Genomic DNA, 25654 nt, shown 5'->3' with positions numbered 1-25654 from the left:
AAACGTGAACGCGTACCACAGCCGTTTCCGCAACTGGCTGCACCGGTTCCACGGCGTCGCCACGCGCTACCTGCCCAATTACCTGGGCTGGCGCTGCGTGCTTGATGCAGGCCGCATCGATACCCCCAAAAGTATGCTCAAAGCAGCGATTGGGCACTTTCCACGGTTTGTGGTGACATAGCCAAACAAAAAGGCCGGTCCGCAAAGCGGCACCGGCCTTTTGAGGGCAGCGAAGGCTTTGGCCCCCGCCTACCTGAAATCAATTATTGCAGTTTGATTTCAACGTCCACGCCAGCTGGCAGGTCCAGCTTCATCAGAGCGTCAACGGTCTTGTCGGTTGGGTCGACGATGTCCATCAGGCGCTGGTGGGTACGGATTTCGAACTGGTCACGCGAAGTCTTGTTCACGTGCGGGGAACGCAGCACGTCGTAACGCTGGATGCGGGTCGGCAGAGGAACTGGGCCTTTGACAACGGCGCCGGTGCGCTTAGCGGTGTCAACGATTTCCAGAGCGGACTGGTCGATCAGCTTGTAGTCGAAAGCTTTCAGGCGGATACGGATTTTTTGGTTTGGTGCGGTCATGATAATTCCCTAAAAGAGCGAACTGACAACTTTGTAGTGTCAGCATTGATCAAAGAACGGGTTGTTACAACAACAGAGCCGGCTATGGTAACACAGCCGGCTCTGCTTGTTTCATCGCGGACCCGAAGGCCCGCAAAAAAACTTGGTCGCTAACAGAATCTATTAGGCGATGATCTTAGCAACAACGCCTGCGCCAACGGTACGGCCGCCTTCGCGGATAGCGAAGCGCAGACCTTCTTCCATAGCGATCGGGGAGATCAGCTTAACGGTGATCGATACGTTGTCGCCTGGCATAACCATTTCTTTGTCTGCTGGCAGCTCGATCGAGCCGGTCACGTCGGTCGTACGGAAGTAGAACTGTGGACGGTAGTTGTTGAAGAACGGGGTGTGACGGCCGCCTTCGTCTTTCGACAGAACGTAGATCTCACCGGTGAAGTGCGAGTGTGGCTTGATCGAACCTGGCTTAGCCAGAACCTGGCCACGCTGAACGTCTTCACGCTTGGTGCCGCGCAGCAGCAGACCAACGTTGTCGCCTGCCTGACCTTGGTCCAGCAGTTTGCGGAACATTTCCACGCCGGTGCAGGTGGTTTTCACGGTGTCGGTGATACCAACGATTTCGATCTCTTCGCCGACCTTGATGATGCCGCGCTCAACACGACCGGTCACAACGGTACCACGGCCGGAAATCGAGAACACGTCTTCCACTGGCATCAGGAACGTGCCGTCAACAGCGCGCTCTGGGGTTGGGATGTAGGAATCCAGGGCTTCAGCCAGGCGAACGATGCAGTCTTCGCCCATTTCGCCTTGCTGGCCTTCCAGCGCCATACGTGCCGAACCTTTGATGATTGGCAGGTCGTCGCCTGGGAACTCGTACTTCGACAGCAGTTCGCGAACTTCCATTTCCACCAGTTCCAGCAGTTCTGCGTCGTCAACCAAGTCGCACTTGTTCAGGAACACGATGATGTATGGAACGCCAACCTGGCGAGCCAACAGGATGTGCTCACGGGTCTGTGGCATTGGGCCGTCAGCAGCGGAGCAAACCAGGATCGCGCCGTCCATCTGCGCAGCACCGGTAATCATGTTCTTGATGTAGTCGGCGTGGCCTGGGCAGTCAACGTGAGCGTAGTGGCGGTTAGCCGTTTCGTACTCAACGTGAGCGGTGTTAATGGTAATGCCGCGTGCTTTTTCTTCTGGAGCAGCGTCGATCTGGTCGTAAGCTTTAGCTTCGCCGCCGAATTTCTTCGACAGAACGGTTGCGATTGCAGCGGTCAGGGTGGTTTTGCCGTGGTCAACGTGACCGATGGTGCCAACGTTTACGTGCGGTTTAGTCCGCTCGAACTTTTCTTTTGCCATTTTAATTCTTCCTTAGAACTAGATATTTAAGGTTTTGTCCGGCTGGAGGGTCACTCCAGCCGGCCATTACAGGATTTTACGATTTACTTCGCTTTAGCGGTGATGATCGCGTCGGTCACGTGCTTAGGCGCTTCGGAGTAGTGCTTGAATTCCATCGTGTAGGTTGCACGGCCCTGCGTTGCGGAACGCAGAATGGTCGAGTAACCAAACATTTCCGACAGCGGTACTTCGGCTTTGATGATCTTGCCGCCGCCGCCTGGGATTTCATCCATGCCCTGCACCATACCGCGGCGGGACGACAGGTCGCCCATCACGGTACCGGCGTAGTCTTCCGGCGTTTCCACTTCCACAGCCATCATTGGCTCCAGAATTACTGGGTTCGCGCGTTTGCAGCCTTCTTTGAACGCCATCGAACCAGCCATACGGAACGCGTTTTCGTTCGAGTCAACGTCGTGGTACGAACCGAAGGTCAGCGTCACTTTCACGTCAACCACTGGGTAGCCAGCCAGCACGCCCGAGGTCAGGGTTTCGCGAACACCCTTCTCAACTGCAGGGATGTATTCACGTGGAACCACACCGCCTTTAATAGCGTCAACGAATTCGAAGCCCTTGCCTGGTTCTTGCGGCTCAACGGTCAGAACAGCGTGACCGTACTGACCACGACCACCCGACTGCTTAACGAACTTGCCTTCAACGTCGGTAACCGCTTTGCGGATCGTTTCGCGGTATGCAACCTGTGGCTTGCCAACGGTTGCTTCCACGCCGAATTCGCGCTTCATACGGTCAACGATAATTTCCAGGTGCAGCTCGCCCATACCACCGATGATGGTCTGGCCGGATTCTTCGTCGGTCTTCACGCGGAACGATGGGTCTTCCTGAGCCAGACGGTTCAGTGCCAGGCCCATTTTTTCCTGGTCAGCCTTGGTCTTAGGCTCAACAGCCTGCTGAATCACTGGCTCTGGGAATACCATGCGTTCCAGAACGATGATCGATGCCGGGTCGCACAGGGTTTCGCCGGTGGTCACGTCTTTCAGACCAACTGCAGCAGCGATGTCGCCAGCGCGCACTTCTTTGATCTCTTCACGCTGGTTAGCGTGCATCTGCAGAATACGGCCCAGACGCTCTTTGCGCTGTTTTACCGAGTTGTAGATGGTGTCGCCTGCGTTCACCACGCCCGAGTACACGCGGAAGAAGGCCAGCTGGCCAACGAACGGGTCGGTCATGATCTTGAATGCCAGCGCCGAGAATTTCTCGTCGTCAGCTGCTTTACGCGAAGCTGGCTGCTCGTCTTCGTCCGTGCCGCCCACTGGTGGAATGTCCACTGGCGATGGCAGGTATTCGATGACGGCGTCCAACATTGCCTGAACACCCTTGTTCTTGAACGCGGTGCCGCACATCATCGGAACGATTTCCGAAGCGATCGTACGCTGGCGCAGGGCCTTCTTGATCTCTTCTTCCGACAGGTCGCCTTCTTCCAGGTACTTGTTCATCAGCTCTTCGCTGGATTCAGCGGCAGCTTCAACCATCTTTTCACGCCACTCTTGAGCAACGTCTACCAGCTCGGCAGGGATGTCTTTGTAGTCGAACTTCATGCCCTGGGACGCGTCGTCCCAGATGATGGCTTTCATCTTGACCAGGTCGATCACGCCGGCGAAGTTGTCTTCGGCACCGATAGGTACCTGGATCGGCACTGGGTTGGCCTTCAGGCGGGCACGCATCTGCTCGTACACTTTGAAGAAGTTGGCGCCGGTACGGTCCATCTTGTTCACGAATGCCAGACGTGGCACTTTGTACTTGTTAGCCTGACGCCATACGGTTTCCGACTGTGGCTGAACACCGCCCACTGCGCAGTAAACCATGCACGCGCCGTCCAGAACACGCATCGAACGCTCAACCTCAATGGTGAAGTCCACGTGGCCTGGGGTATCGATGATGTTGATGTGGTGCGGCTGGAAGTTGTTGCCCATGCCCTTCCAGAAGCAGGTCGTTGCCGCGGAGGTAATGGTAATACCGCGCTCTTGTTCCTGTTCCATCCAGTCCATGGTGGCTGCGCCGTCGTGCACTTCACCAATCTTGTGGTTCACGCCGGTGTAGAACAGCACGCGCTCGGTAGTGGTGGTCTTACCTGCGTCGATGTGAGCGGAAATACCGATGTTGCGGTAACGCTCGATGGGGGTCTTGCGGGCCATGTTAGATCCTAAATCTTTTAATGGACAAAACCGGACGCCATTTTCATTACAAAAATGAGCCCGGCTTCAATCTGTGAATAAATGGCCGGGAAGCTACCCCGGCCGAATTTATTAGAAGCGGAAGTGCGAGAACGCCTTGTTCGCTTCAGCCATGCGGTGAACTTCGTCACGGCGCTTCATTGCGCCGCCACGGCCTTCCGCGGCTTCCATCAGCTCACCACCCAGACGCTGTGGCATGGATTTTTCGCTGCGCTTGTTGGCAGCTTCACGCAGCCAGCGCATCGACAGGGCCAGGCGGCGCACTGGGCGCACTTCAACTGGAACCTGGTAGTTGGCGCCACCCACACGGCGGGACTTAACCTCAACCAGTGGCTTGGCGTTGTTCACTGCAGCGGCGAACACTTCCAGAGGATCCTTGCCGGATTTTTGCTGGATGTGGTCGAACGCGCCGTAGATGATGTTTTCTGCAACCGACTTTTTGCCGGACAGCATCAGAACGTTAACGAATTTAGCGACTTCGGTGCTACCGAATTTTGGATCCGGCAGAATCTCGCGCTTGGGAACTTCACGACGACGTGGCATTTTATTTCCTTCCTGTCTTCAGTTGAGTACCTCTGTCTGGTACTCGCGGAGGCCATCATAGCCTTCCACTTACTCGGTCTCGCGACCGCCTCAACTAACTCATCTATGTGCCTGATACCAACGGTGTCAGGTACATCATTTTTTAAAAGCTAGAGAAATTACTTCTTAGCTTGCTTAGCGCGCTTAGCACCGTACTTCGAGCGAGCCTGCTTACGGTCTTTAACGCCCTGGGTATCCAGCGAGCCGCGAACCATGTGGTAACGAACACCTGGCAAGTCTTTTACACGACCGCCACGCAGCAGAACAACGCTGTGTTCCTGCAGGTTGTGGCCTTCACCGCCGATGTACGAAATCACTTCGAAACCGTTGGTCAGACGCACTTTGGCGACTTTACGCAGTGCCGAGTTAGGCTTTTTAGGAGTGGTGGTGTACACACGGGTGCATACGCCACGCTTTTGCGGGCAGTTTTCCAGTGCCGGCGATTTGCTCTTCACGCGAGCGGACACGCGTGGATTGCGAATCAATTGATTGATGGTTGGCATCGTTCTTAATCCAACAAAATTACTACTCATTGACATCCCGCACAGCACATGCTGTCCGGGGGCTAAAACCAGTCTCAAACGGGCATCGCGGCGTCAGAACCACACACTATGGAGTAGCCTGAAAAATGCGTATACGATGCGCAGAATAAATTGAGAACTCGCGAGTATAGACGCATGCTGTTGCACGGTCAACAGATTTAGTGCAGCGCATGGCGGGAATTTGCACATTTGTGAGGCATTTCCCTCGAAGGCTCTTCCATGCTTAGAGGGAACTGTTAATATTTCCATCACCCTCGTTACTGCTAACACATCCGGCGGAGAACTTCGTTGAACCAGCACATATTCATCAGCCTGGCGTCGTACCTGGACCCCATGTTGTTCTTCACCCTGAACGATGCTTTTAGCAAAGCGACACGGCCGGAATTGCTGCGTTTTGCCGTCGTGGACCAGAACCGCAGCAGCCAGCGCGAGCAAATCGCCGCGCTGCCGTTTGCGCACCAGATCCGCTATTTATTTATCGATGTGCACGATACGCTGGGGGTCAGCTGGGCCCGCAACCAGGCGTTTTCGCTGTACGACGGCGAACAATTCCTGCTGCAAATCGATTCGCACATGTGTTTCGAGCCGGGCTGGGATGAAAGCTTGCGGCGCCAGCATACGCTGTTGCTGGCCCGTTCCGCCAAGCCTATCCTCAGCACGTATCCTTATCGTTTTGATATGGTGGACGGCAAACCGCAATACACGCCGCCAGAAGGCAAAACCGTCCTCGTGCTGCGCCCGCACCCGGAAACGCCGCTGACGGCGTCCGAAGTGGTGCTGCGCTTCCTCGCCAAGCACTTATTTACCGACCAGCCCGTCGCGGGCTGCCATATCGCGGCAGGCTTCGTTTTCTGCTGCGGCAACTTTATCGAAGAAGTACCGTACGACCCCTACCTGTATTTCCACGGCGAAGAGCAAAGCCTGGCCGTGCGCGCCTATACCCGTGGCTGGGATATCTTCCATCCGCTGCACGTGCCGCTCTACCATTTATATAAGGCCGCCAATACGCCCCATGAAACGCACCACTGGCATGGCGAAGTGGCCAGCCAGCGCGCATTCACGGGCACCTACCTGACGGCGCGCGCGGCCAGCCGGTTGAACCGCCTGCTGTGCGGCGATGGCTTGCCGGGCGCCTATGGCCTGGGCACGGTGCGCACCATGGAGCAGTTTGCCGCATTTTCCGGCATTAATTACCGGCTGCGGCAAATCACGGATCCATTCAACGGCCAATTGTGCTGATCACCCAACCAGCACTCCTGCTTCCCCGCAGGGCGTGTTTTTACGGGGACGCCGAGTCAAATCCACCCTGCATGCGTTTCGACGGCGCCATGGCGGGTTTATAAACACGCCCTACGCACTCGGCATCCCTGCACCTCGCCAGCAATACCGGGCCGCCCGCCACCACAATTTTTCGCCCAAAGCCCCGCACCTGCACGATAATGCCCCCTTTTCCCCGCAGCTTTCCTATGCAATTGCGCCTGCCCACGGCATTTATCCTGCTGAGCTACCTGATCCTGACGCTGGTGCCATTTGTACCGCTGGTGCTGGGCAAGCCGCTGGAACATGGCGCGAACATCGCCGTGATGGAAGTGTATGCGTGGCTGGCGGTATGGGCCATCTTTAAACGTCCCGCATGGTTCCACTGGCTGCTGCTGCCCGCGTTCATCGGCATGCCGATCGAGCTATACCTCATCGTCTATTACAGCCAGGGCATTTCCACGCACCACCTGGGCATCATTGCGGAAACCAGCCCCCGCGAAGCCATGGAATTCCTGGGCAGTACCGTATGGCTGCTGGCGGCCGTGATGGCCGGGGCAATTATCTGGTTTATCGCCGTGTGGGCGGCGGCATTGCGCACCAGGGCGCTGGCGATGCCGGGGCAGGCGCGGGTTGCCGTGCTGGGCGTGGTGTCAGTGCTGGCGGCGCTGGCATGGTATGGGTGGGAATTTGGGGCAGCGCCGGCGCCGGCGTCTGCGCCGGCTTCGGTGCGGGCTGCTGCATCGGCTTCCGGATCAGCCGCTGCGCCCCGATCGGCCCCGGTTTCCGGCTCGGCCGCCGCTTCGCCATCCTCTGCCGAGGACGACACATCGGACGATGAAGAAGAGGAAGACGACAGCAGCGCCAGCACGGACTCCGCGCCCGGCTCCGTCCCCGGCGCCCACCGCACGCACTGGAAACTGGCGCCGCTGCCGCACTGGCTGCGCATCCCGCCCGACTATTACGATTTCACCCGCACCTGGCCATTCGGCCTGACGGGGCGCGGCGTGGATTTTTACGATGAGCGTGAACACCTGGCCCGCCTCGGCCAAGCCAGTCGCAGCTTCACGTTCCATGCCCACCAACAAGCGCCAGACACGGCGCCGGAAACCGTCGTGCTGGTGATCGGCGAATCGGCCCGCTACGACCGCTGGAGCTTGAACGGCTATACGCGGGAAACCAATCCGCTGCTGGCCAAAGAAACCAACCTGGTGATGTTGCAGGATGTCGTGACGGCGGTATCGGCCACGCGCCTGTCCGTGCCCGTCATTATTTCCCGCAAACCCGCTACGCAAAGCCTGGAAGACGGCTTTTCAGAAAAGTCCTTCATCACGGCTTACAAGGAAGCGGGCTTTCGAACGTACTGGCTGTCGAACCAGATTTCATTTGGCCAGTTCGACACGCCCGTCTCCGTATTCGCGCGGGAAGCGGACGTGGTGCAATTCCTGAACCTGGGCGGCTACACCAACAACTCGAATTTCGACAGCGTGTTGCTGGACCCGCTGCAGCATGCACTGGCTGATCCTGCGCCGAAAAAGCTGATCGTCTTGCACACGCTGGGCAGCCACTGGAATTACAGCCAGCGCCACCCGAAAGAATTCGACAAGTGGACGCCATCGCTGTTCGGCGTCGACAAGCCTGCCTATACGGACTTGAAGATCAAGCCGCAAATGAACAACAGCTACGATAACTCGGTGCTATACACGGACTGGTTCCTGTCGCAGACCATCAACAAGCTGAAAGCGCCGCAGCAGCCCGTAACCATGCTGTATGTGGCCGACCACGGCCAAACCTTGTACGACGGTGCATGCCGTTTGGCGTTCCATGGCCACAACACCATCCACGAATTCCGCGTTCCCGCCTTCGTGTGGTACTCCGATCAATACAAAGAACGTTATCCTGACAAGGTCACGCAACTGGAACGCCACCGCAAGGCCAAACTGGCGACGGAGAACATGTTCCACACGTTGCTGGACATGGGCGACATCCGCTATCCGCAAGACCGCCTGGAATGGAGCTTCGTCAACAACAGCTTCAAGCTGCACAAGCGGGTGGTGGACAGCTATGGCTGGACCAATTACGACAATGCTGTGATCAAGGGTGATTGCAGTGAAGTAGTGGAGAAGAAAAAGAAATAGGAGAACGCATGAAGGCAGCGCGGCTGGCATCGATCGACATGTTGCGGGGCTTCGTCATCGTCTTGATGGCGCTGGACCATACGCGGGATTTCTTTGGACTTGCGCCCTTCCAGCCGGAAGACTTGTCGCAGACCACGCCCGGCTGGTTCATGACGCGCTGGATCACGCACCTGTGCGCCACCGTGTTTGTCTTCCTGGCCGGTTCGTCCGCCTGGCTGCGCGGCGCCCGCGCTGCCGCCGATGTGCCTCCTGACGCCCGCCCGGCCCTGTCGCGCTACCTGCTGAGCCGTGGCGCCATGCTGCTGGTGCTGGAATGGACGTGGATCAGTTTCAGCTGGCAGTTCGGCTATAACGTGACGATATTCCAGGTGATCTGGGCGCTGGGTGCGGGCATGATCGTACTGGCGGGGCTGGTGTGGCTGCCGCGGTGGTGTAGTGCGGCCTTCGCGGCGGTACTGCTCTTCGGCCACAATGCACTCGACGGCTGGCAGCCGGGCGGCTTGCTGTGGCAGGCGCTGCACCAGGGCGGCTTTTATCCCGTGGCGGGCAACTACGGCTTCGTGTTCGTCTATCCGCTGATTCCATGGCTGGGTGTGATGGCGGCCGGCTACGCGGCAGCGCCTGTGTTCCGCCTGCCCGCACCGGAGCGGCAGCGCAAGCTGCTACTGTCGGCCGCCGCATTGCTGGCCATGTTTGTGCTGCTGCGGACATGGAATATCTATGGCGATCCCGCGCCATGGTCGCCGCAAAACAAGGGTTTTGCATTCGACGTGCTGTCATTCCTGCGCGTGTCGAAATATCCGCCGTCGCTGCAATACCTGTGCGTGACGGGCGCCATCGGGCTGGCACTGCTGGCAGCTTTTGAACATGTACGCCAGGTGCGTCCGCTGATGCTGTTTGGCGGCTCGCCGCTGTTCTTTTATACGGTCCACATTGCGCTGATCCACGCGCTGGCGGGCGTGTATTTCATGGTGCGCTATGGCGCAACGCCGACGTTCATCGGGGGTGCACTGAAACTACCGGACGGCTACACCCCGTCGCTGGCGACTACTTACGCCGCATGGCTGGCGATCCTGTCCATCATGTACGGCCTGACCACGCTCTGGCAACGCCGCCCAAATTTGGGGTCAGACGTGCATTGATGCATCCACCCCGTGGGGTCAGACGTGCATTCGTGCATATGTGCCCGCACGAGCCACCGTCCCTACCCGCAAGCCCTGTAAATACAGCAGGTATCTGCACCCTGGAAAAGCGGCGCACCGCCAGCCTGCCGCAAAACCAGCGCACAGGTATCTATGGGACGGCAATTTACGGGGCAAATTCGCAGTCTTCAGAGTGGCGGCAAACGCACGAATGCACGTCTGACCCCATGGGGTGGATGCACGAATGCACGTCTGACCCTACGGGGTGAGCACGCCGGAGCAGCTTTGCGGATGGGCGAGGTGGCTGCTGAGCCACGCGTGTACTTTTCTCGCACGGGCATCAATTTCGTCGCCAAAGCCGTGCTGCGCCAGCAGCGATATGCCATTGGTGCGGGCCAGTACACCGCTGCGCACATGCAGGCGGCCCTGCGCGTCCGGTTCGACGCACAGCGGCGACAACGCATGCGCCAGCTTCCGCCACATATAAACTGTCGCCCTCCGCCAGGCTGTCTTCATTCTGCATGCTGGCATACACGGGCAGCAGCGACGCCTGCGCGCACTGCGCATAGCAAAAAACCAAACGCCCGCGCCGCCATCAAGGCGAAATCAATCACGGGGGCCTCATAGCCCATCAGCGTTTTCAAGAGTTTCATCATGCAGCGTAAATAAGTCCGATTAGCAATTTCGCAAGAACGGCCGAGCGGACAAACGGACAACGGCGGACAGGCCGGACACGTCCGGTCAAGCGCGGACACACTGCTAACTGCAATGAAATCAAGCACTTGGCACTGGCACAAATCCTGCATAACTGGCAAACAACATTCGCCGTCCCTAACGAACATGATCCGCGACACTTCACACCAAGACCGAGTCATTACCCCGCCGCCCGGCGGACAGTGGAAACGCAAAGCCGTGATGGCCGCCGTTGCTGCGGCCCTGCTGGGCGGTGGCTACACGCTGGTCACGACGTGGACCGGCAGCAGCCAGTCCGTCAATGCATCGCGCCTGCGCATTGCCGACGTCACGCGCGGCACCTTGATCCGCGATGCCGCCGTCAATGGCCGCATCGTCGCTGCCGTCAGCCCGACCTTGTATTCCACCTCGCCGTCTACCGTCACGCTGAAAACCCACGCCGGCGCCACCGTGAAGAAAGGCGACGTGCTGGCCATCCTGGAATCGCCCGACCTGACCGACGAATTGAAACGCGAACAGGCGACGTACCAGGAACTGTCCGCCGAAGTGGCGCGCCAGCAAATCCTCGCCCGCAAACAAAAAATGCTGGCCAGGCGCGACGCCGACACGGCGGAAATTGACCGGCTGTCCGCCCAGCGCACGCTGGAGCGCTACAACAGCGTGTCCAATGAAGGCGTGGTCGCCAAGATCGATTACCAGAAGGCCAAGGATGCATTGCAGGCAGCGGAAATCCGCGCCCGCCACGCAACGCAGGCGGCGGAACTGGAAGGCGATAACGTGGCGCTGGAATTGAAAACCAAGTCCGCCCAGCTGGAGCGCCAAAAACTCACGCTGGCCAATGCGCAGCGCAAGGTGGATGAATTGACCGTGCGCGCGCCCGTCGATGGCTTTATCGGCACGTTATCGGTGCCGAACCGCAGCGTGGTGCCCGCCAATACGCCGCTGATGACGCTCGTTGATTTGTCCGCGCTGGAAGTGGAAATCGAAGTGCCGGAAACCTACGTGGCGGACCTCGGCATCGGCATGAATGCGGAAATCCTCGTCGGATCAAGCAAAGCCATGGGCAAGCTGTCCGCACTGTCGCCGGAAGTCGTGAAAAACCAGGTGCTGGCCCGCGTGCGCTTCAATGGCGCGCAGCCGGAAGGCTTGCGCCAGAACCAGCGCGTATCGGCCCGCCTGCTGATCGATGAAAAGCCCAACACCTTGATGCTGCCACGCGGTTCGTTCGTGGAATCCGAAGGCGGCCGCTATGCGTACGTGATGCGCGACGGCGTGGCCGTGCGCACGCCGATCAAGCTGGGCGCCACCAGCGTCAATGCCGTTGAAATCTTGTCCGGACTGAAGCAGGGCGACAAAGTCGTCATCTCCGGCACGGAAACGTTTGCAAACGCGGAACGCGTATCAATCAATCAATGAGTCAATCACTGAATCCACCAGGAGCCCGCACCATGCTGCGCATGAAAAACCTGAGCAAAGTCTACCGCACCCACATGATTGAAACGCACGCGCTACGCGGCTTTGAAATCAACGTCGAGCAAGGCGAATTCGTCACCGTCACGGGGCCGTCTGGTTCCGGCAAAACCAGTTTCCTCAACATCGCCGGCCTGCTGGAAGAATTCACGGATGGCGAATACATCCTCGACGGCACCAACGTCAAAGGCTTGGATGACAATGCCCGTTCGCGCCTGCGCAATGAAAAGCTGGGCTTCATCTTCCAGGGCTTCAACCTGATCCCCGACCTGTCGCTGTTCGATAACGTCGACGTGCCGCTGCGCTACCGTGGCTTCAATGCGGCAGAACGCAAGGAGCGCATCGAAGACGCGCTGGCCAAAGTCGGCCTGGCGTCGCGCATGCGGCACTTCCCCGCCGAACTGTCGGGCGGCCAGCAGCAGCGCGTGGCAATTGCCCGCGCACTGGCAGGTTCGCCCAAGCTGCTGCTGGCTGACGAACCGACCGGCAACCTCGATACGCAAATGGCGCGCGGCGTGATGGAACTGCTGGAAGAAATCAACGCACAGGGCACGACGATCCTGATGGTCACGCACGATCCGGAACTGGCGCAGCGCTCGCAGCGCAACGTGCACATCATCGACGGCCAGGTGTCCGACCTGGTGCGCAAAACGCCAACCCTCGTGAAAGCGTAAAGGATCCCGCGCATGTTCACTTACTATTTCAAGCTGGGCGTCCGCAGCCTGCGCCGGAATCCGGCGCTGACGGCCCTGATGGTGCTGACCCTGGCCATCGGCGTGGCCGCCAGCATCGCCACCCTGACCATCCTGCACGTGATGTCGGGCGACCCGATTCCCGCCAAGAGCGAGCGCTTGCTTGTGCCGCTGGTCGACAATGGCCCGACGCAAGGCTATACGCCGGGCGACAAACCCAATGACCGCCAGTTGTCGTATATCGACGCGTCCAATATGCTGGCCAGCAAACAGGGTGACCGCCGTACGGCCATGTATGGCGTGGCAGGCCCAGTCGAACCGGCGCGCAAGGATTTGAATGTCTTCACGGCGTCGGGCATGGCGCCCACCGGCGATTTCTTTGCCATGTTCGACGTGCCATTCCTGTATGGCCACGGCTGGACGGAAGCGCACGATGCCGCCGGCGCCGATGTCGTGGTATTGAGCCGCAAGCTGTCGGAAAAACTGTATGGCAACGAGAACCCGGTTGGCCGGCGCCTCACCATGATGGGCTATGAATACCAGATCACGGGTGTGATCGACCGCTGGGACCCGATTCCCCGCTTCCACCGCATCATTGGCAGCAATGGCGGCGCATTTGGCAACGAAGATGAATTCTTTATTCCATTCGCCACGGCGATCCGCCACCAGTATTCGCACAACGGCAGCATGAATTGCACGGCCGACCGCGATCCCGGTTTTGATGCGCTGTTGAAATCCGAATGCACGTGGATCCAGTTCTGGTTCGAACTGCATTCGCCGGGCGACCGCCCTGCCCTGCACAGCTGGCTCAATGCCTATGCCGCCGAGCAAAACAAGCTGGGGCGCATGAAGCGCAATGCGCCGACGAAGCTGTACAACTTGATGGAGTGGCTGGAATTCCTGAAAGTGGTCGGCAACGACAACAAGCTGTCCGCGTGGCTGGCCTTCGGCTTCCTGCTGCTGTGCCTCGTCAATACCATCGGCCTGCTGCTGGCGAAGTTTTCCGTGCGGGCGCCGGAAATCGGCGTGCGCCGCGCACTGGGCGCATCGCGCAAGGAAATCTTCACGCAATTCCTCATCGAGACCACGGTGGTGGGCCTGGCAGGCGGCTTGACAGGCTTGCTGCTGGCTTTCGGCGCGCTGGCGCTGATCGCCATGCAATCGAAACAGTTGACCGTCGTCGCGCACATGGACTGGTTCATGCTGCTGCTGACCTTCGTGATGGCCGTGCTGTCCGCCATGCTGGCCGGCCTGCTGCCAACGTGGCGCGCATGCCAGGTGACGCCGGCTTTGCAACTCAAATCGCAATAAGGAGAACCCACTGTGGAATTCCGCCCCATTTTGTCCGCGCTGCTGCGCAACAAGACCGGCCCCGTGCTGGTCGCGATCCAGGTGGCGTTGAGCCTGGCCATTCTCGCCAATGCGCTGCACATCGTGAACATCCGCCAGGCCGTCGCGGCCCGTTCCACCGGTATCGTGCAGGAACACGATATCTTCCACGTGCAAGTAAGCCCGCTGCGCGAACTGTCGCACGAAGAACAGCTGGCCCGCATCAAGTCTGATACGGCCGTGCTGCGCGCCGTGCCGGGCGTGGTGTCCGTCGCCAATACCAGCCAGACGCCATTGTCCCGTTCCGGCAACTACAACAGCGTGTCCGCCGACCTGAAACAGGACAAGGAATCCGGTGTAGCAGCGTTTTATGTGTCGCCGGATTCGCTGGTGAAAACCTGGGGCTTGAAATTGATTGAAGGGCGCGATTTCAATGACGGCGACGTCACGGAAATCGACCAGAACACCAGCAAGGATTTTCCGAAAATCATCCAGATCACGAAAGCCATGGGCGAAAAAGTGTGGCCCGGCGCCACATCGTTCGTGGGCAAAACCTTGTACATCGGTGTCGGCCCGGAGGCGCACCCCGTGCGTGTGATCGGCGTCATCGATACCTTGCAATCGCCAGGTGCGCAGGTGGGCGTGGATGGAGAAACCAGCACCATCGTGCCGGTGCGCCTGACGGGCGACCGCAATGCGCAATACACGGTGCGCACGGAACCGGGCCAGCGCGACCGCGTGATGAAAGAAACGGAAGAAGCGCTGCGCCGCGCCGCCAACAACCAGGTGGTATTGAAAACCAAGACGCTCGATGATGACCGCAAGGAGCGTTACCGGGCGGACGTGGGCTTGTCGTGGATGCTGGTGACGGTCAGCGCCTTGCTGCTGCTGGTGACAGCCAGCGGCATCGTCGGCATGGCCAGCCTGTGGGTCACGCAGCGCCGCAAGCAAATCGGCGTGCGCCGCGCCCTGGGCGCGCGCCGTCTCGACATCTTGCGCTACTTCATCACGGAAAACATCATGATCACCAGCATCGGCGTCTTCACTGGCGTGCTGCTGGCGTTGGGACTGAATCAGTTGCTGGTCAGCGCGCTCGAAATGGCGCGGCTGCCGGCCACTTATATGCTGGGCGGCGCGGCGATCTTCTGGGCGCTGGGGATTGCCGCCGTCTATGGACCGGCATGGCGTGCGGCGTCGATCTCGCCTGCAATGGCGACCCGCAGCGCATAACACTTGCAATGTCGCATCCACGCCATGCAAGCCGCCCCGGATTTGGGTTATGCTGGCGGGATGCCTACTGTACTGATCATCGACGACAACGCAGCCATTGCCGTTGCCCTGGACGTCCTGTTTTCCCTGCACGATATTGCCACCCTCAGCGCTGCGTCGCCGGAAGAGGGTTTGGGCTTGCTGGCGCGCGAAGGCGCCAATGTTGACCTGGTGATCCAGGACATGAACTTCACGGCTGACACCACGTCCGGCGAAGAAGGCGTGGCCCTGTTCCGCGAAATCCGCCAGCGCTATCCGGACTTGCCCGTCATCCTGCTGACGGCCTGGACGCACCTCGATGCGGCCGTCAACCTCGTCAAAGCCGGCGCCGCCGATTACCTGGCCAAGCCATGGGACGACCAGCGCCTGCTGGCCACCGTCACCAACTTGATTGAGCTGGGCCAGGCCAACCGCGCGCTGGCGCAGCGCATGCACAGCGACATGCGCCAGCGGCGCGACCTGGAACGGCATGATTTGCGCGGCATGATCTGGCAAGACCCGGCCACGGAACGGGTGATCCACCTGGCGTGCCAGGTGGCGAAATCCGATGTACCGGTTTTAATTACGGGCCCGAACGGTTCCGGCAAGGAGCGCATTGCGGAAATCATCCAGGCTAACTCATCCGTAAAGGAAGGCCCGTTTGTCGTGTTGAATTGCGGCGCACTGCCCTCTGAATTGATTGAAGCGGAATTGTTTGGCGCCGACGCGGGCGCCTATACAGGCGCGTCGAAAGCCCGCGAAGGCAAATTTGAAGCAGCCGATGGCGGCACCTTGTTCCTCGATGAAATCGGCAACTTGCCGCTGGCGGGGCAAATGAAATTGCTGCGCGTACTGGAAACAGGCCGCTTTGAACGGCTGGGGTCCAACCGCGAACGGCAGGTGCGCGTGCGCGTCATCAGCGCCACCAATGCGGATTTGCAGGCCATGATCCGGGCCGGCACGTTCCGTGAAGATTTGTTTTACCGCCTGAACGTCATTGAACTGGCGCTGCCGCCGCTGGCGGGCCGCCCGGCCGATATCCTGCCGCTGGCGCACTACTTCCTCGACGGCCGCAAGACGCTCGATGCCAGTGCCCGGGCGGCGCTGCAGGCGCACGCCTGGCCCGGCAACGTGCGTGAATTGAAAAATGTGATGGCGCGTGCCTGCCTGCTGGCGTCGGGCGACGTCATCAAGGTGGCTGACCTGGGCTTGCCGATGGCGCCCGCTGCGGCTCCCGCCGATGCGGAGCCCGACCGCGAAGCCATTGCACAAGCGTTGCAGCGCGCGCACGGCGTGGTGGCGCAGGCGGCGGCGGAACTGGGCTTGTCGCGCCAGGCGCTGTACCGGCGCATGGAGCGGCTGGGGATTGCCCGTGCCTGATCGGCTGGCTGCTCGCTCGATGCCGCCGCCTGGCCTGCATCAGGGCTGGGCTGGCGGCGCCGCGAGCGCACACCGGCCGCCCTGCCAGCGCATGCCCGGCGCTGCGTGTCCACTGTTGGCCATGTCCCGCTGATGGCTGGCCGCGGCATCCGCTTATCGCTGCTGACGCGCTGGTCCGCGCTGCTGGCGACCTTGCTCACGCTGGGCATTTTGATAGCCCTGGCGCTGACGCGGCTGTTTCCCGGCCAGCCCGTGCTGGTGCTGGCGATTTGCCTGCTGGCCGTGATACCGCTGGCAACGATCACGATCCGCGCGCAGCTGGAACATATCCTGTCGCTGTTCCGCGCCCTGACAGGCACGGTCACCAGCTACAAGGATGGCGACTTTTCGTTCAGCCTGCACTGGGCGCAAAACGATGAATTGAGCGACCTGGTGGCCGCGCACAATGAGTTGGGCCGCGTGTTGCGTGAACAGCGTCTCGGCCTGGTGCAGCGTGAACTGTTACTGGACACCATGGTGCAAAACACGCCGGTTGCCATGCTGCTGGTTAGCGAGGGCGGCCATATCGTGTATGCGAATATCGCCGCGCGCCAGTTGCTGAACCAGGGGCGCAAGCTGGAAGGCAACCGGCTCAATGATTTGCTGGACCAGTCCGCGCCGGTGTTGCGGGAAGCGCTGGCGCGGGGGGGCGATGGCTTGTTTACAGTGGACAGCAGCGATACGCCCGAGGGGGAAGGTGAAGATGTCTACCACCTGGCGCGCAGCAGTTTCAACTTAAATGGGCGCAAGCACGAGTTGCTGTTGCTGCGCCAGCTGACGCAGGAATTGCGGCGGCAAGAAGTGCAGACGTGGAAAAAAGTCATACGCGTCATCAGCCATGAATTGAACAATTCACTGGCGCCGCTGACGTCGCTGGCGCATTCCGGTGCTGAGCTGGTGCGGCGGGGACAAACGGAGCGCTTGCCGCAAATCCTGGCCACGATTGAAGAACGCACACGGCATTTGGAGAGCTTTATTCTTGGCTATGCGCGCTTTGCCAAGCTGCCGTCGCCCCGGCTGGAACAGCATGACTGGAAAGCATTTATTGCCCGGCTGGCGGATCAGGTGGCGTTCACGTTGACGGGCGATTTGCCTGACGAGGCGGCGTGTTTCGATGGTGCGCAAATGGAGCAGGCGCTGTTGAATTTGCTGAAAAATGCGCATGAATCGGGTTCGCCTTCCGACGGCGTATCGCTGGACGTGCAACGGGTGCAAGGCATGCTACGCATTGCCGTGCAAGACCGCGGCCCCGGCATGAGCGATACGGTACTGGCCAACGCGCTGGTGCCGTTTTATTCCACCAAGCGCAGCGGCACCGGCCTGGGCCTGGCGCTGGCCCGCGAAATCGCCGAAGCCCACGGCGGCCGCATCATGCTGGCCAACCGCGATGGCGGCGGCCTTGCTGTCACGATGATCTTGCCCGTACTCACCGCTTGTTGAAATCCGATTTGGTGCCTGGCACCTTTAGTACTATCGTTCGCGTGAAGCACGATAGTACTAAAAGGGCCAAGCCCCACCATGTCGAGCCCCACCATGTCGAGTGGACAGGTGGGCTGGTAAACTGGTGGCATGAAACCTACCGCTCTCCGCTTTGACCTTCCGGGCCATCCGCCCGCCACCATCACTGAATTCGAAGGCGTCCGTTCACTGCACCTGGGCACGTCCTGGGTGCAGGGCGCCATGCGCATTGCCAAGCCTGACGCCATCGAGCTGGAATACGTGCAAATGATGATGATGTGGATGCTGTTTATTGAAAAACCCCGCCACATCGTCCAGCTGGGCCTGGGCAGCGCCGCGCTGACGAAATTTTGTTACCAGCGCTTCCCCGGCGCGAAAGTCACCGCCGTCGACTTGAACCCCAACGTGATTGCCATTTGCCGGGCCCTGTTCGGCCTGCCGCCCAACGATGAACGCTTGAACGTGGTGGAAATGAATGCGCTGGATTTCGTCATGAATCCCGCCAACCACGGCAAGGTCGACGTGCTGCAAGTGGATTTGTATGACGAAGAAGCGCGCGGCCCCGTGCTCGATACACCCGAGTTTTACCAGGCTTGCGCCGATTGCCTGACGCCCGGCGGCATCATGACCGTCAACGTGTTTGGCGACTACATGAACTACGACAAGAATTTCCAGCACATGGAACTGGCCTTCGATTCCGTCGTCTGGCTGCCCGAAGTACACGACGCCAACATCATCGCCATTGCCTTCAAGCAATCTCCAAGCATTGATTTTTCAGAATTGTATGAACGGGCCGGCATCATCAAAAAGCAAATGAATTTGCGCGCGAAAAACTGGGTCGATGGCATGAAGTCCTGGATGCATGACCACACGTGATGACTTGCAAAAAACAATCACCAAGCGATTGCTTTTCTAATATGTTTTAGCAGCAAACCGGCAAGAATACGATATCTAGCCACAGAAATCACTAGTGATTCACAAATAAAGTATCGTTTATTCAGCGAAAACACTTTATTACAACACTGAATATTTCAGGAGAAAGATATTCCTTTGACAAGCCAACCGTGCGGGGTAGTATCTTGGCGCCAATGTTTACCCAACGTCATTGCGCGCACAAAAACTATACGCAGAGAAACGGAAAGGCCCATGCAAAGAGCTACTCAACCCGCCACCCCACCGCTGTTCAAACGCACCCTCATCGCCAGCGCCATCTTGCTGGCAGCCACCCAGGTCTACGCACAAACTGCTCCCGCCAATTCCGGCGAAGAGCAAACCGTGGTCGTGCTGGGTTCCCGTTCGACGGCAAAAACCGCCCTCGACACGTCGGCGCCAGTCGGCCTGATCAACCTGAAAGACATGCAGACCGCCGGCCCACTGGAACTGGGCAAGCTGCTGCAAACGCTGGACCCATCGTTTAACTTCTCCAGCACCTTCATCAGTGACGGCACCGACATCATCCGTCCTGCCACGCTGCGTTCGCTGGGCCCTGACCAGTTGCTGGTCCTGGTCAATGGCAAGCGCCGCCACCAGCAAGCGCTGGTCAACGTGCAGCAAACGGTGGGCCGCGGCTCCGCCGGTACCGACATCAACGCCATTCCGATGTCCGCAATCCACCATATCGAAGTGCTGCGCGATGGCGCCGCTGCGCAATATGGTTCCGACGCGATTGCCGGCGTCATCAACATCGTCTTGAAGAGCAACGTCAATGAAACCACGTTCAGCGGCACGCTGGGCACCACGTCCAAGGGCGACGGCGACCTGTACTCGGCCAGCGTCAACCGCGGCTTCGCACTGGGTGAAAATGGCGGCTTCGTCAATCTGACGGCCGAAGCCCGCGTGCGTGGCGAAACCAACCGCGCCGGCCCGGATACCTTGCGCGTGAATCCGCCGCGCGTGACGCAGCGCATCGGCGACTCCGACGCGAAAGACGCGTACTTCTGGTGGAATGGCGCGCTGCCGATCGATAAGGACAGCGAGTTCTATGCCTTCGGCGGCGTGTCCAAGCGCACCGGCGACTCGTCCGGCTTCTACCGCTCGCCAGGCGATGGCCGCACCGTGCCATCCGTCTACCCGAACGGCTTCCTGCCAAACATCCGCACCACCGTCAAAGACTTGTCGTACGCGTTCGGCTACCGCCGCGACCTGGCGAACGAATGGAAGCTCGACATGTCGATCAACCATGGCGCCAGCGAGCTGGATTTCCATGAAAAACAAACCATCAACGTGTCGTACTGGTATGAGCCGAAACCAGGCGGCGGCATCTACGCGGACTCGCCGCTGGAAGCCGACACCGGCAAGCTGAAATTCAACCAGACCACGATCAACGCGGATATCAAGGGCCCCGTCAAACTGGGCGGCGCGGAAATCTTCCTGGCGTCCGGCTTCGAATGGCGCCGCGACAACTATGAAATCGTCGCCGGCGACCCTGTGTCGTACCAGTACGGCCGCACCAACAATCCGAAGATCGTCATCAAGGACCAGAACGGCGGCGTGGCTGCATCGGGCACCCAGGGCTTCCCTGGCTATACCCCGGCCACGGCAGTCGATTCCGGCCGCCACAACATCGCGCTGTACCTGGATGCGGAACACCATCCAGTGAAGGAATTGCTGCTGGCCGGCGCGATCCGCTACGAAGACTATTCGGACTTCGGCAGCACCGTGACGGGCAAGATCAGCGCGCGCTGGGACCCGACCAAGCAATTCGGCTTGCGCGCATCGGCATCGACCGGCTTCCGCGCACCAGGCGTGCAGCAAGAGTATTACAGCTCCGTGTCGACCAACCTGAATGCGGCCGGCCAGTTGACGGAAACGCTGACCGCGCGCCAGGGCAGCGCAGTCACCAAGGCATTGGGCATCGCGCCGCTGAAGGAAGAAACGTCGCGTAACGCCAGCTTCGGCATGGTGCTGCGTCCCGCATCGAACATGTCGCTGACGGCTGACGTGTACCAGATCAAGATCAAGGACCGCATCGTCTTCTCCAGCAACATCGCACCGGAAGAAAAAGGCGGCCCGATCGCCAACGTGCTGACGCCGCTGGGCGTGGGCCAGGCACAGTTCTTCACCAATGCGGTCGACACGAAGACCCGCGGCCTGGACATAGTGGCCGATCACACCACCAAGTGGACTGGCGCCACCTTGGTGCTGTCCGGCCAGCTGGGCTTCAACAAGACGGAAGTGACGAAGCGCCACTCGACGTCCAGCATCCTGACCGGCGAACAACTGTTCGACCAGGCGCAGGTGACCTTGATCGAACACGGCCAGCCACGCAAGCACCACGTGGTGGCGGCGGACTTCACGACCGGTCCATGGAACGTGAATGCGCGCGCCAACTACTATGGCGAAGTATCGGGTGAAGGCTTCGCGCCGCTGCAAACGTGGTCGGGCAAATGGCTGCTGGACTTGACGTCCCGCTACAGCTTCAGCAAGAAGACCAGCGTGACGGTAGGCGTCAACAACGTGTTCGACACCTATCCGGACAAGTGGGACACCGTCAAGGGCGCCCCATTCCCGCAGCTGGGCTTCACGCACTGCTGGGAAACCTGCCCGTTCGGCATCAATGGCCGTTCGATGTTTGTCCGCTTCGACACGGCGTTTTAACGGTTATCTGAACCTTTAAGCTGTCTGAAAGCCGCAGGGCGCCCCGTGCGCCTTGCGGCTTTTTTCATGCTGGCTCCTGCGGTCATGGTGTTTCAACGGGGCCGGTGGTTAAATTGGCCATTAATGATCAACAGGAGCAACACCATGTACCGATTTGCGGCAGGATTCGTCTTGCTGACAACCCTTTCCGCCTGTGGCGGCGGCAGTGGCGGCGGCGACCAGGGCATCCCGACTCAGGTTGCCGGCGCGCTGCAAAAATACGAAGGCGTATGGATACGTCCATGCGCGGCGCACAACCGCGACACCATGACCTTGGCGGCCAGCAATGGCGGCGCAACGTTAGCGTTCACCATCAAGACCGAATATTTCGCCAATGTGGATTGCACAGGCGCGGTCGTGGCAACCGGCACTTATAAGCAGCCGTCCATCGTCATGCAATACACCAGCACCGTCAAGGATGCCAACGTCAAACTGCGCAATGGTGAAGTCGTGACGCAAGGTGTGGATCAGGGGACGACTGCGGCCAGCAGCGAAGCCATGACCTTTACGGGCAGCGGCGTGACGTCCAGCGTGGTGGGCGGAAAAACCGTGTGGCATATCACGTTCAGCCAGGGATCAACCGACGTTTATCCGAGTTTGAATACCGGCGTCGGCAAGACAGCGCTGGCATTGCGAAATGGGGAATTGCTGGTGCTGGAAGCGACGGGTACGGCGGGGAATACGTTTGATGAGAGCAGCAGGCTGACGCACTAGCCGCATCATGTCTGCACATAATGCGGCCAGAACGGAACGTTCCCGCTGAGCCCCACTGGTGATGGCCAGTGGGGCTTTTGCTATTACGCGATAATGGATGGATGCAACGGTGAACGGCCGACGATCTCAACCACTTCAGCCGCTGGCACTACGTTGCCGATGACAGCAGACTCCGCTGTGGCAGGCAGCGTTTCCGACAATTGTTGCGCCTGCTCTGGACCACTAACGTAGTTGAACACCGCATCACCAGCTGCACCAACACTGCCATCCTTCCAGCCAAACGTCACGGTAGACAGGATACCGTTGCCGTTAATGCTATGCGGCGTATTATCCCCATGCAACTGAATTGAAACGATGCCGATGGCTTCCAGCGACTGGAACTCATCCTGCGTACCGATGCCATCCTGGTTCAAGTCTCGCCAGACGCCGAAGCTGGCCCATTGCGCGTCCTGCGCATCGAACACACCATCGTGGTTACTGTCGAAGCCTTGTGCCAAGCCTTCCAGGTCGGAAGCCCCGTCCTTTCCGTAAGCGGCCAACTCTATCTCCGCTTTGTCCGAGGCTTTTCCATCACCATTCTTGTCAAACACCAGAATGCCGTCTTGCGCATCGACCCAACCAGTATGATCGCGCACACCGTCATTGTTGACGTCCACGGTCGGACGCGACATCGATGCACGCAGCAGATCGAATCCGTTACCGTTCAGGTCCAGCACTATCGGCGCCAGCAATTTGCCAAATCCCGACGCGCCTTGCGGATCCCTGAACTCAAACGTCGCGTAATTCTTGTCCCAGTAACGAACAGTCAGCGCATCGCCAACAGCCGTACCATATGGGGTGCCGTAGAAATAGTATCCGCCCGGTCCAAAGAATTTCAGGTCCGTAGGTTTCGACTCCGCGTCTAGCCCGCGCACCTCCGTCGTCAAGTTATTCTGGCCAGGAAGATCAAGCAAGTCGACGAACACCGACGGACCATAATTCGGTTTCGTGACAGTCACCGAAGCCGCACCTCCCACGCCGTCATTCCCGGCGTGGTCAACGTGACCGTTCCCCCCTGGCAGCGTCAGCGTCAATGTGCCTGTGCCTGATCCAGCCGTCACGGAAAGCGTGTACGAGCTTCCGGAACCAGTCAGGGTGCCAACCGTGCTGCCGGCCACTCCGGAAACTGTGAAGTCGCTGGCAGTCAACTGCTCAACCGCTTCACTGAACGTTATCGAATAGCTTATCGTTCCACCCGACGCTACACTGCTACTCTGCGGCGAAATCGTAACGGTTGGCGACTTCGTGTCGACTGTGTACGTGATCGAACTGTTACCACTGTATGTGCCCAGCGAATCTTGCTGGCGAACCAGCATATTCCTGACGCCATCCGCTAAACCAGATGGCGCAATCCTTGTTCCCGAATTAGTCCAGGTTGAGCCTCCATTTAAGGAGTATTGAATGGTTCCGCCAGCTACCGCATTGCTGACGTCAACGGCATCCCACTTCGTATAGAAATCGCCATCAGTCTGGCTATCGCTGGCCAGTTTAATCGCAGGTGCGGGTGGTGCAGGCTGAATGCGGACATTCCCGTCATACAACGGTAGCGTGCTGGCGTTACCATACAGGTCCTTTACCGTGCCAGCGCCCAGCGCCACGCCGATAGTGCCGCTGCTTCCCGCCTTAACGCTGAGTGTGTAGCTGGAACCTGAACCGCTGAGGCCACTCAAGGTAGCGTTGCTGGCTGCGAAGTCGGACAGATCCAAGTCCAGCACACTTTCATCGAACGTCACAGAATAATTGACCGTAGTCCCCGGCGCGACCAAGCTACTGCCGCTGGAAATAGTTGGCTTAGGCGGCGTCGCATCAACATTGACGCTGCTATTCGACGTAGCGACGCTGGCATTACCAAACCCATCGGATGCAGCACGGTCAGCCAATGCCAAACTGATCGGCCCGGACGTGGAGCCTGCCGTGACCGCAACAGTATAAGTTGAGCCAGAGCCGGTGACGCTTTGAATGGCGCCGTTGGTGACACTGAAATCATTGGTCGCCAAACCCGTGACGGATTGGGAGAAGCTCAGCGAATAGTTGACCAATGCACCTTTGCCTACTGTGCCGCTGCCGGACAGGGTAGCAGTCGGCTTCGTTGCATTAACACCAACGCCGCTGTGAGAAATTGCAGGGTTGGCATTGCCTACCTGGTCGGTAACGGCTCCAGTTGGCAGGAGCAACGCTATGTTGCCAGTGGTGGAGCCTGCCTTAACCGTAATGGTATAGCTGGATCCATTGCCGCTGACGGTCTGGATCACACCGTTGCTGACACTGAAATCGGACATGGTCAAATCCAGCACGGGTTCACTGAAGTTCAGCGAGTAAGAAACGATGGCATCAGGACCTACCGCGGTACTACCCGTGGACAGTGAGCCCGTGGGAGCCGTCGCATCAACTGTTACACTGCTATTGGACGTGCCAACTGTTCGGTTGTTATAAGCGTCAAAGATAGAGGTACCGTTCAGCAGCGTCAAACCAATCGCGCCGGAAGTGGCGCTAGCTTTGACATTGACGGTATAGCTGGAACCAGATCCAGTGACGCTCTCGATCATGCCATTGCTGATACTGAAATCGCCTACATCCACACCCGATACCCATTCCGAGAAGTTCAGCGCATAGCTGACAGCAGCATTGCCTTTCACGGTACCGCTGCCAATCAGGCTGGCTGTCGGCGGATCGACATCCACAACAACATTGACACTGCTGTTTGAGGCGCCGGTCGTGGTATTGCCTGCCGCATCGGTAACCGAACTGCCATTGTTCAGCGTGAGCGAGACAGCTCCGGCGCTGCTTCCGGCCGACACATTTACCGTGTAGCTGGAACCAGATCCAGTAATGCTTTGGATGCTGCCATTACTGATGCTGAAATCGGCCGGATCCAAGCCGGTGACTCCTTCTGAAAAACTCAGGGAATAGGCAATGGTAGCGCCTGGCGTAACAGTGCCGCTGCCTGTCGACAAACTTGCCGTCGGACGCACTGTCTCGACCGTAATCGACAGCGGCAGCGAAGCGCCGGACACATTGCCCGCCACGTCAGTTGCCGTCACCGTCAGGTTGTGCGTGCCATCCACCATCACCGTGCCTGGCGTAAAGCTCCAGTTGCCGCTGCCGTTGGTCAGCGCAGTGCCGATCAGCGTGC

At 59.2% G+C, this 25654-nt stretch carries 19 protein-coding genes and 1 pseudogene; 13 read left to right on the top strand and 7 right to left on the bottom strand.

All coding sequences use genetic code 11. The features are described from left to right. Positions 1-181 (top strand): annotated as a pseudogene (locus GM668_RS30690) (hypothetical protein); the annotation flags it as partial. 82 nt (positions 182-263) lie between these two features. On the opposite strand, the gene rpsJ reads toward GM668_RS30690, so the two are convergent. The 5 genes from rpsJ to rpsL all read right to left on the bottom strand — a co-directional run bounded on the left by rpsJ (position 264) and on the right by rpsL (position 5247). Continuing rightward, on the bottom strand, positions 264-581 hold the full coding sequence (gene rpsJ / locus GM668_RS29315; RefSeq protein WP_154379348.1) for a 30S ribosomal protein S10: 318 nt from the start codon (positions 579-581) through the stop codon (positions 264-266). Between the two features lie 162 nt (positions 582-743). Beyond that, positions 744-1934, bottom strand: a complete 1191-nt coding sequence (gene tuf / locus GM668_RS29310) for an elongation factor Tu (protein WP_155439957.1) — start codon at positions 1932-1934, stop codon at positions 744-746. 83 nt (positions 1935-2017) lie between these two features. Next, positions 2018-4123 (bottom strand): elongation factor G, encoded by a 2106-nt coding sequence (gene fusA, locus GM668_RS29305; RefSeq protein WP_155442516.1) that lies wholly within the window; start codon positions 4121-4123, stop codon positions 2018-2020. 111 nt (positions 4124-4234) lie between these two features. Then, on the bottom strand, positions 4235-4705 hold the full coding sequence (gene rpsG / locus GM668_RS29300; protein ID WP_155442515.1) for a 30S ribosomal protein S7: 471 nt from the start codon (positions 4703-4705) through the stop codon (positions 4235-4237). Positions 4706-4863: 158 nt separating this feature from the next. Beyond that, positions 4864-5247 carry a 30S ribosomal protein S12 gene (gene rpsL, locus GM668_RS29295; RefSeq protein ID WP_155442514.1) on the bottom strand — a complete coding sequence of 128 codons (384 nt, stop codon included), beginning with the start codon at positions 5245-5247 and terminating at the stop codon, positions 4864-4866. Positions 5248-5574: 327 nt separating this feature from the next. Here rpsL and GM668_RS29290 point away from each other — a divergent pair, with 327 nt between their 5' ends. From GM668_RS29290 to GM668_RS29280, 3 genes are all read left to right on the top strand, one after another. Continuing rightward, positions 5575-6525 (top strand): GlcNAc-transferase family protein, encoded by a 951-nt coding sequence (locus GM668_RS29290; RefSeq protein ID WP_155442513.1) that lies wholly within the window; start codon positions 5575-5577, stop codon positions 6523-6525. A 227-nt stretch (positions 6526-6752) separates the two neighbouring features. Further along, positions 6753-8681, top strand: a complete 1929-nt coding sequence (locus GM668_RS29285) for a phosphoethanolamine transferase (RefSeq protein ID WP_155442512.1) — start codon at positions 6753-6755, stop codon at positions 8679-8681. Between the two features lie 8 nt (positions 8682-8689). Continuing rightward, the gene (locus GM668_RS29280; RefSeq protein ID WP_155442511.1) at positions 8690-9823 is read left to right on the top strand and encodes an acetyltransferase domain-containing protein; all 1134 of its coding nucleotides are present in this window, start codon (positions 8690-8692) and stop codon (positions 9821-9823) included. Positions 9824-10081: 258 nt separating this feature from the next. Here the strand turns inward: GM668_RS29280 and GM668_RS29275 are convergent, their stop codons facing one another. Next, positions 10082-10306: a hypothetical protein gene (locus GM668_RS29275; RefSeq protein ID WP_155442510.1), complete on the bottom strand. Its 225-nt coding sequence runs from the start codon at positions 10304-10306 to the stop codon at positions 10082-10084. A 432-nt stretch (positions 10307-10738) separates the two neighbouring features. On the opposite strand from GM668_RS29275, the gene GM668_RS29270 reads away from it, so the two are divergent. From GM668_RS29270 to GM668_RS29230, 9 genes are all read left to right on the top strand, one after another. After that, positions 10739-11932, top strand: a complete 1194-nt coding sequence (locus tag GM668_RS29270) for an efflux RND transporter periplasmic adaptor subunit (protein ID WP_229500090.1) — start codon at positions 10739-10741, stop codon at positions 11930-11932. Between the two features lie 32 nt (positions 11933-11964). Beyond that, positions 11965-12660: an ABC transporter ATP-binding protein gene (locus GM668_RS29265; protein WP_155442508.1), complete on the top strand. Its 696-nt coding sequence runs from the start codon at positions 11965-11967 to the stop codon at positions 12658-12660. A gap of 12 nt (positions 12661-12672) precedes the next feature. Then, positions 12673-13989, top strand: a complete 1317-nt coding sequence (locus tag GM668_RS29260; RefSeq protein ID WP_155442507.1) for an ABC transporter permease — start codon at positions 12673-12675, stop codon at positions 13987-13989. A 12-nt stretch (positions 13990-14001) separates the two neighbouring features. Continuing rightward, on the top strand, positions 14002-15237 hold the full coding sequence (locus GM668_RS29255) for an ABC transporter permease (protein WP_170305911.1): 1236 nt from the start codon (positions 14002-14004) through the stop codon (positions 15235-15237). Between the two features lie 60 nt (positions 15238-15297). Continuing rightward, a complete protein-coding gene (locus GM668_RS29250) occupies positions 15298-16635 on the top strand; it encodes a sigma-54-dependent transcriptional regulator (RefSeq protein WP_155442506.1) in 1338 nt (445 codons plus the stop codon). A gap of 105 nt (positions 16636-16740) precedes the next feature. Beyond that, on the top strand, positions 16741-18114 hold the full coding sequence (locus tag GM668_RS29245) for a sensor histidine kinase (protein WP_371868798.1): 1374 nt from the start codon (positions 16741-16743) through the stop codon (positions 18112-18114). A gap of 129 nt (positions 18115-18243) precedes the next feature. After that, positions 18244-19008 carry a spermine/spermidine synthase domain-containing protein gene (locus GM668_RS29240; protein ID WP_155442505.1) on the top strand — a complete coding sequence of 255 codons (765 nt, stop codon included), beginning with the start codon at positions 18244-18246 and terminating at the stop codon, positions 19006-19008. A gap of 270 nt (positions 19009-19278) precedes the next feature. Further along, a complete protein-coding gene (locus GM668_RS29235) occupies positions 19279-21729 on the top strand; it encodes a TonB-dependent receptor plug domain-containing protein (protein ID WP_155442504.1) in 2451 nt (816 codons plus the stop codon). 144 nt (positions 21730-21873) lie between these two features. Next, complete coding sequence (locus GM668_RS29230) at positions 21874-22482, top strand: hypothetical protein (RefSeq protein WP_155442503.1); 609 nt, start codon at positions 21874-21876, stop codon at positions 22480-22482. A gap of 83 nt (positions 22483-22565) precedes the next feature. Here the strand turns inward: GM668_RS29230 and GM668_RS30685 are convergent. Continuing rightward, a partial coding sequence (locus GM668_RS30685) for a beta strand repeat-containing protein (protein WP_229500087.1) occupies positions 22566-25654 on the bottom strand: 3089 nt, incomplete at its 5' end.

This window comes from Pseudoduganella ginsengisoli (assembly GCF_009720865.1).
GTDB classification, from domain to species: Bacteria; Pseudomonadota; Gammaproteobacteria; order Burkholderiales; family Burkholderiaceae_D; genus Rugamonas; species Rugamonas ginsengisoli.
The sequence above is the reverse complement of the archived record's forward strand: the minus strand, read 5'-3'. Positions and strand labels throughout refer to the sequence as shown.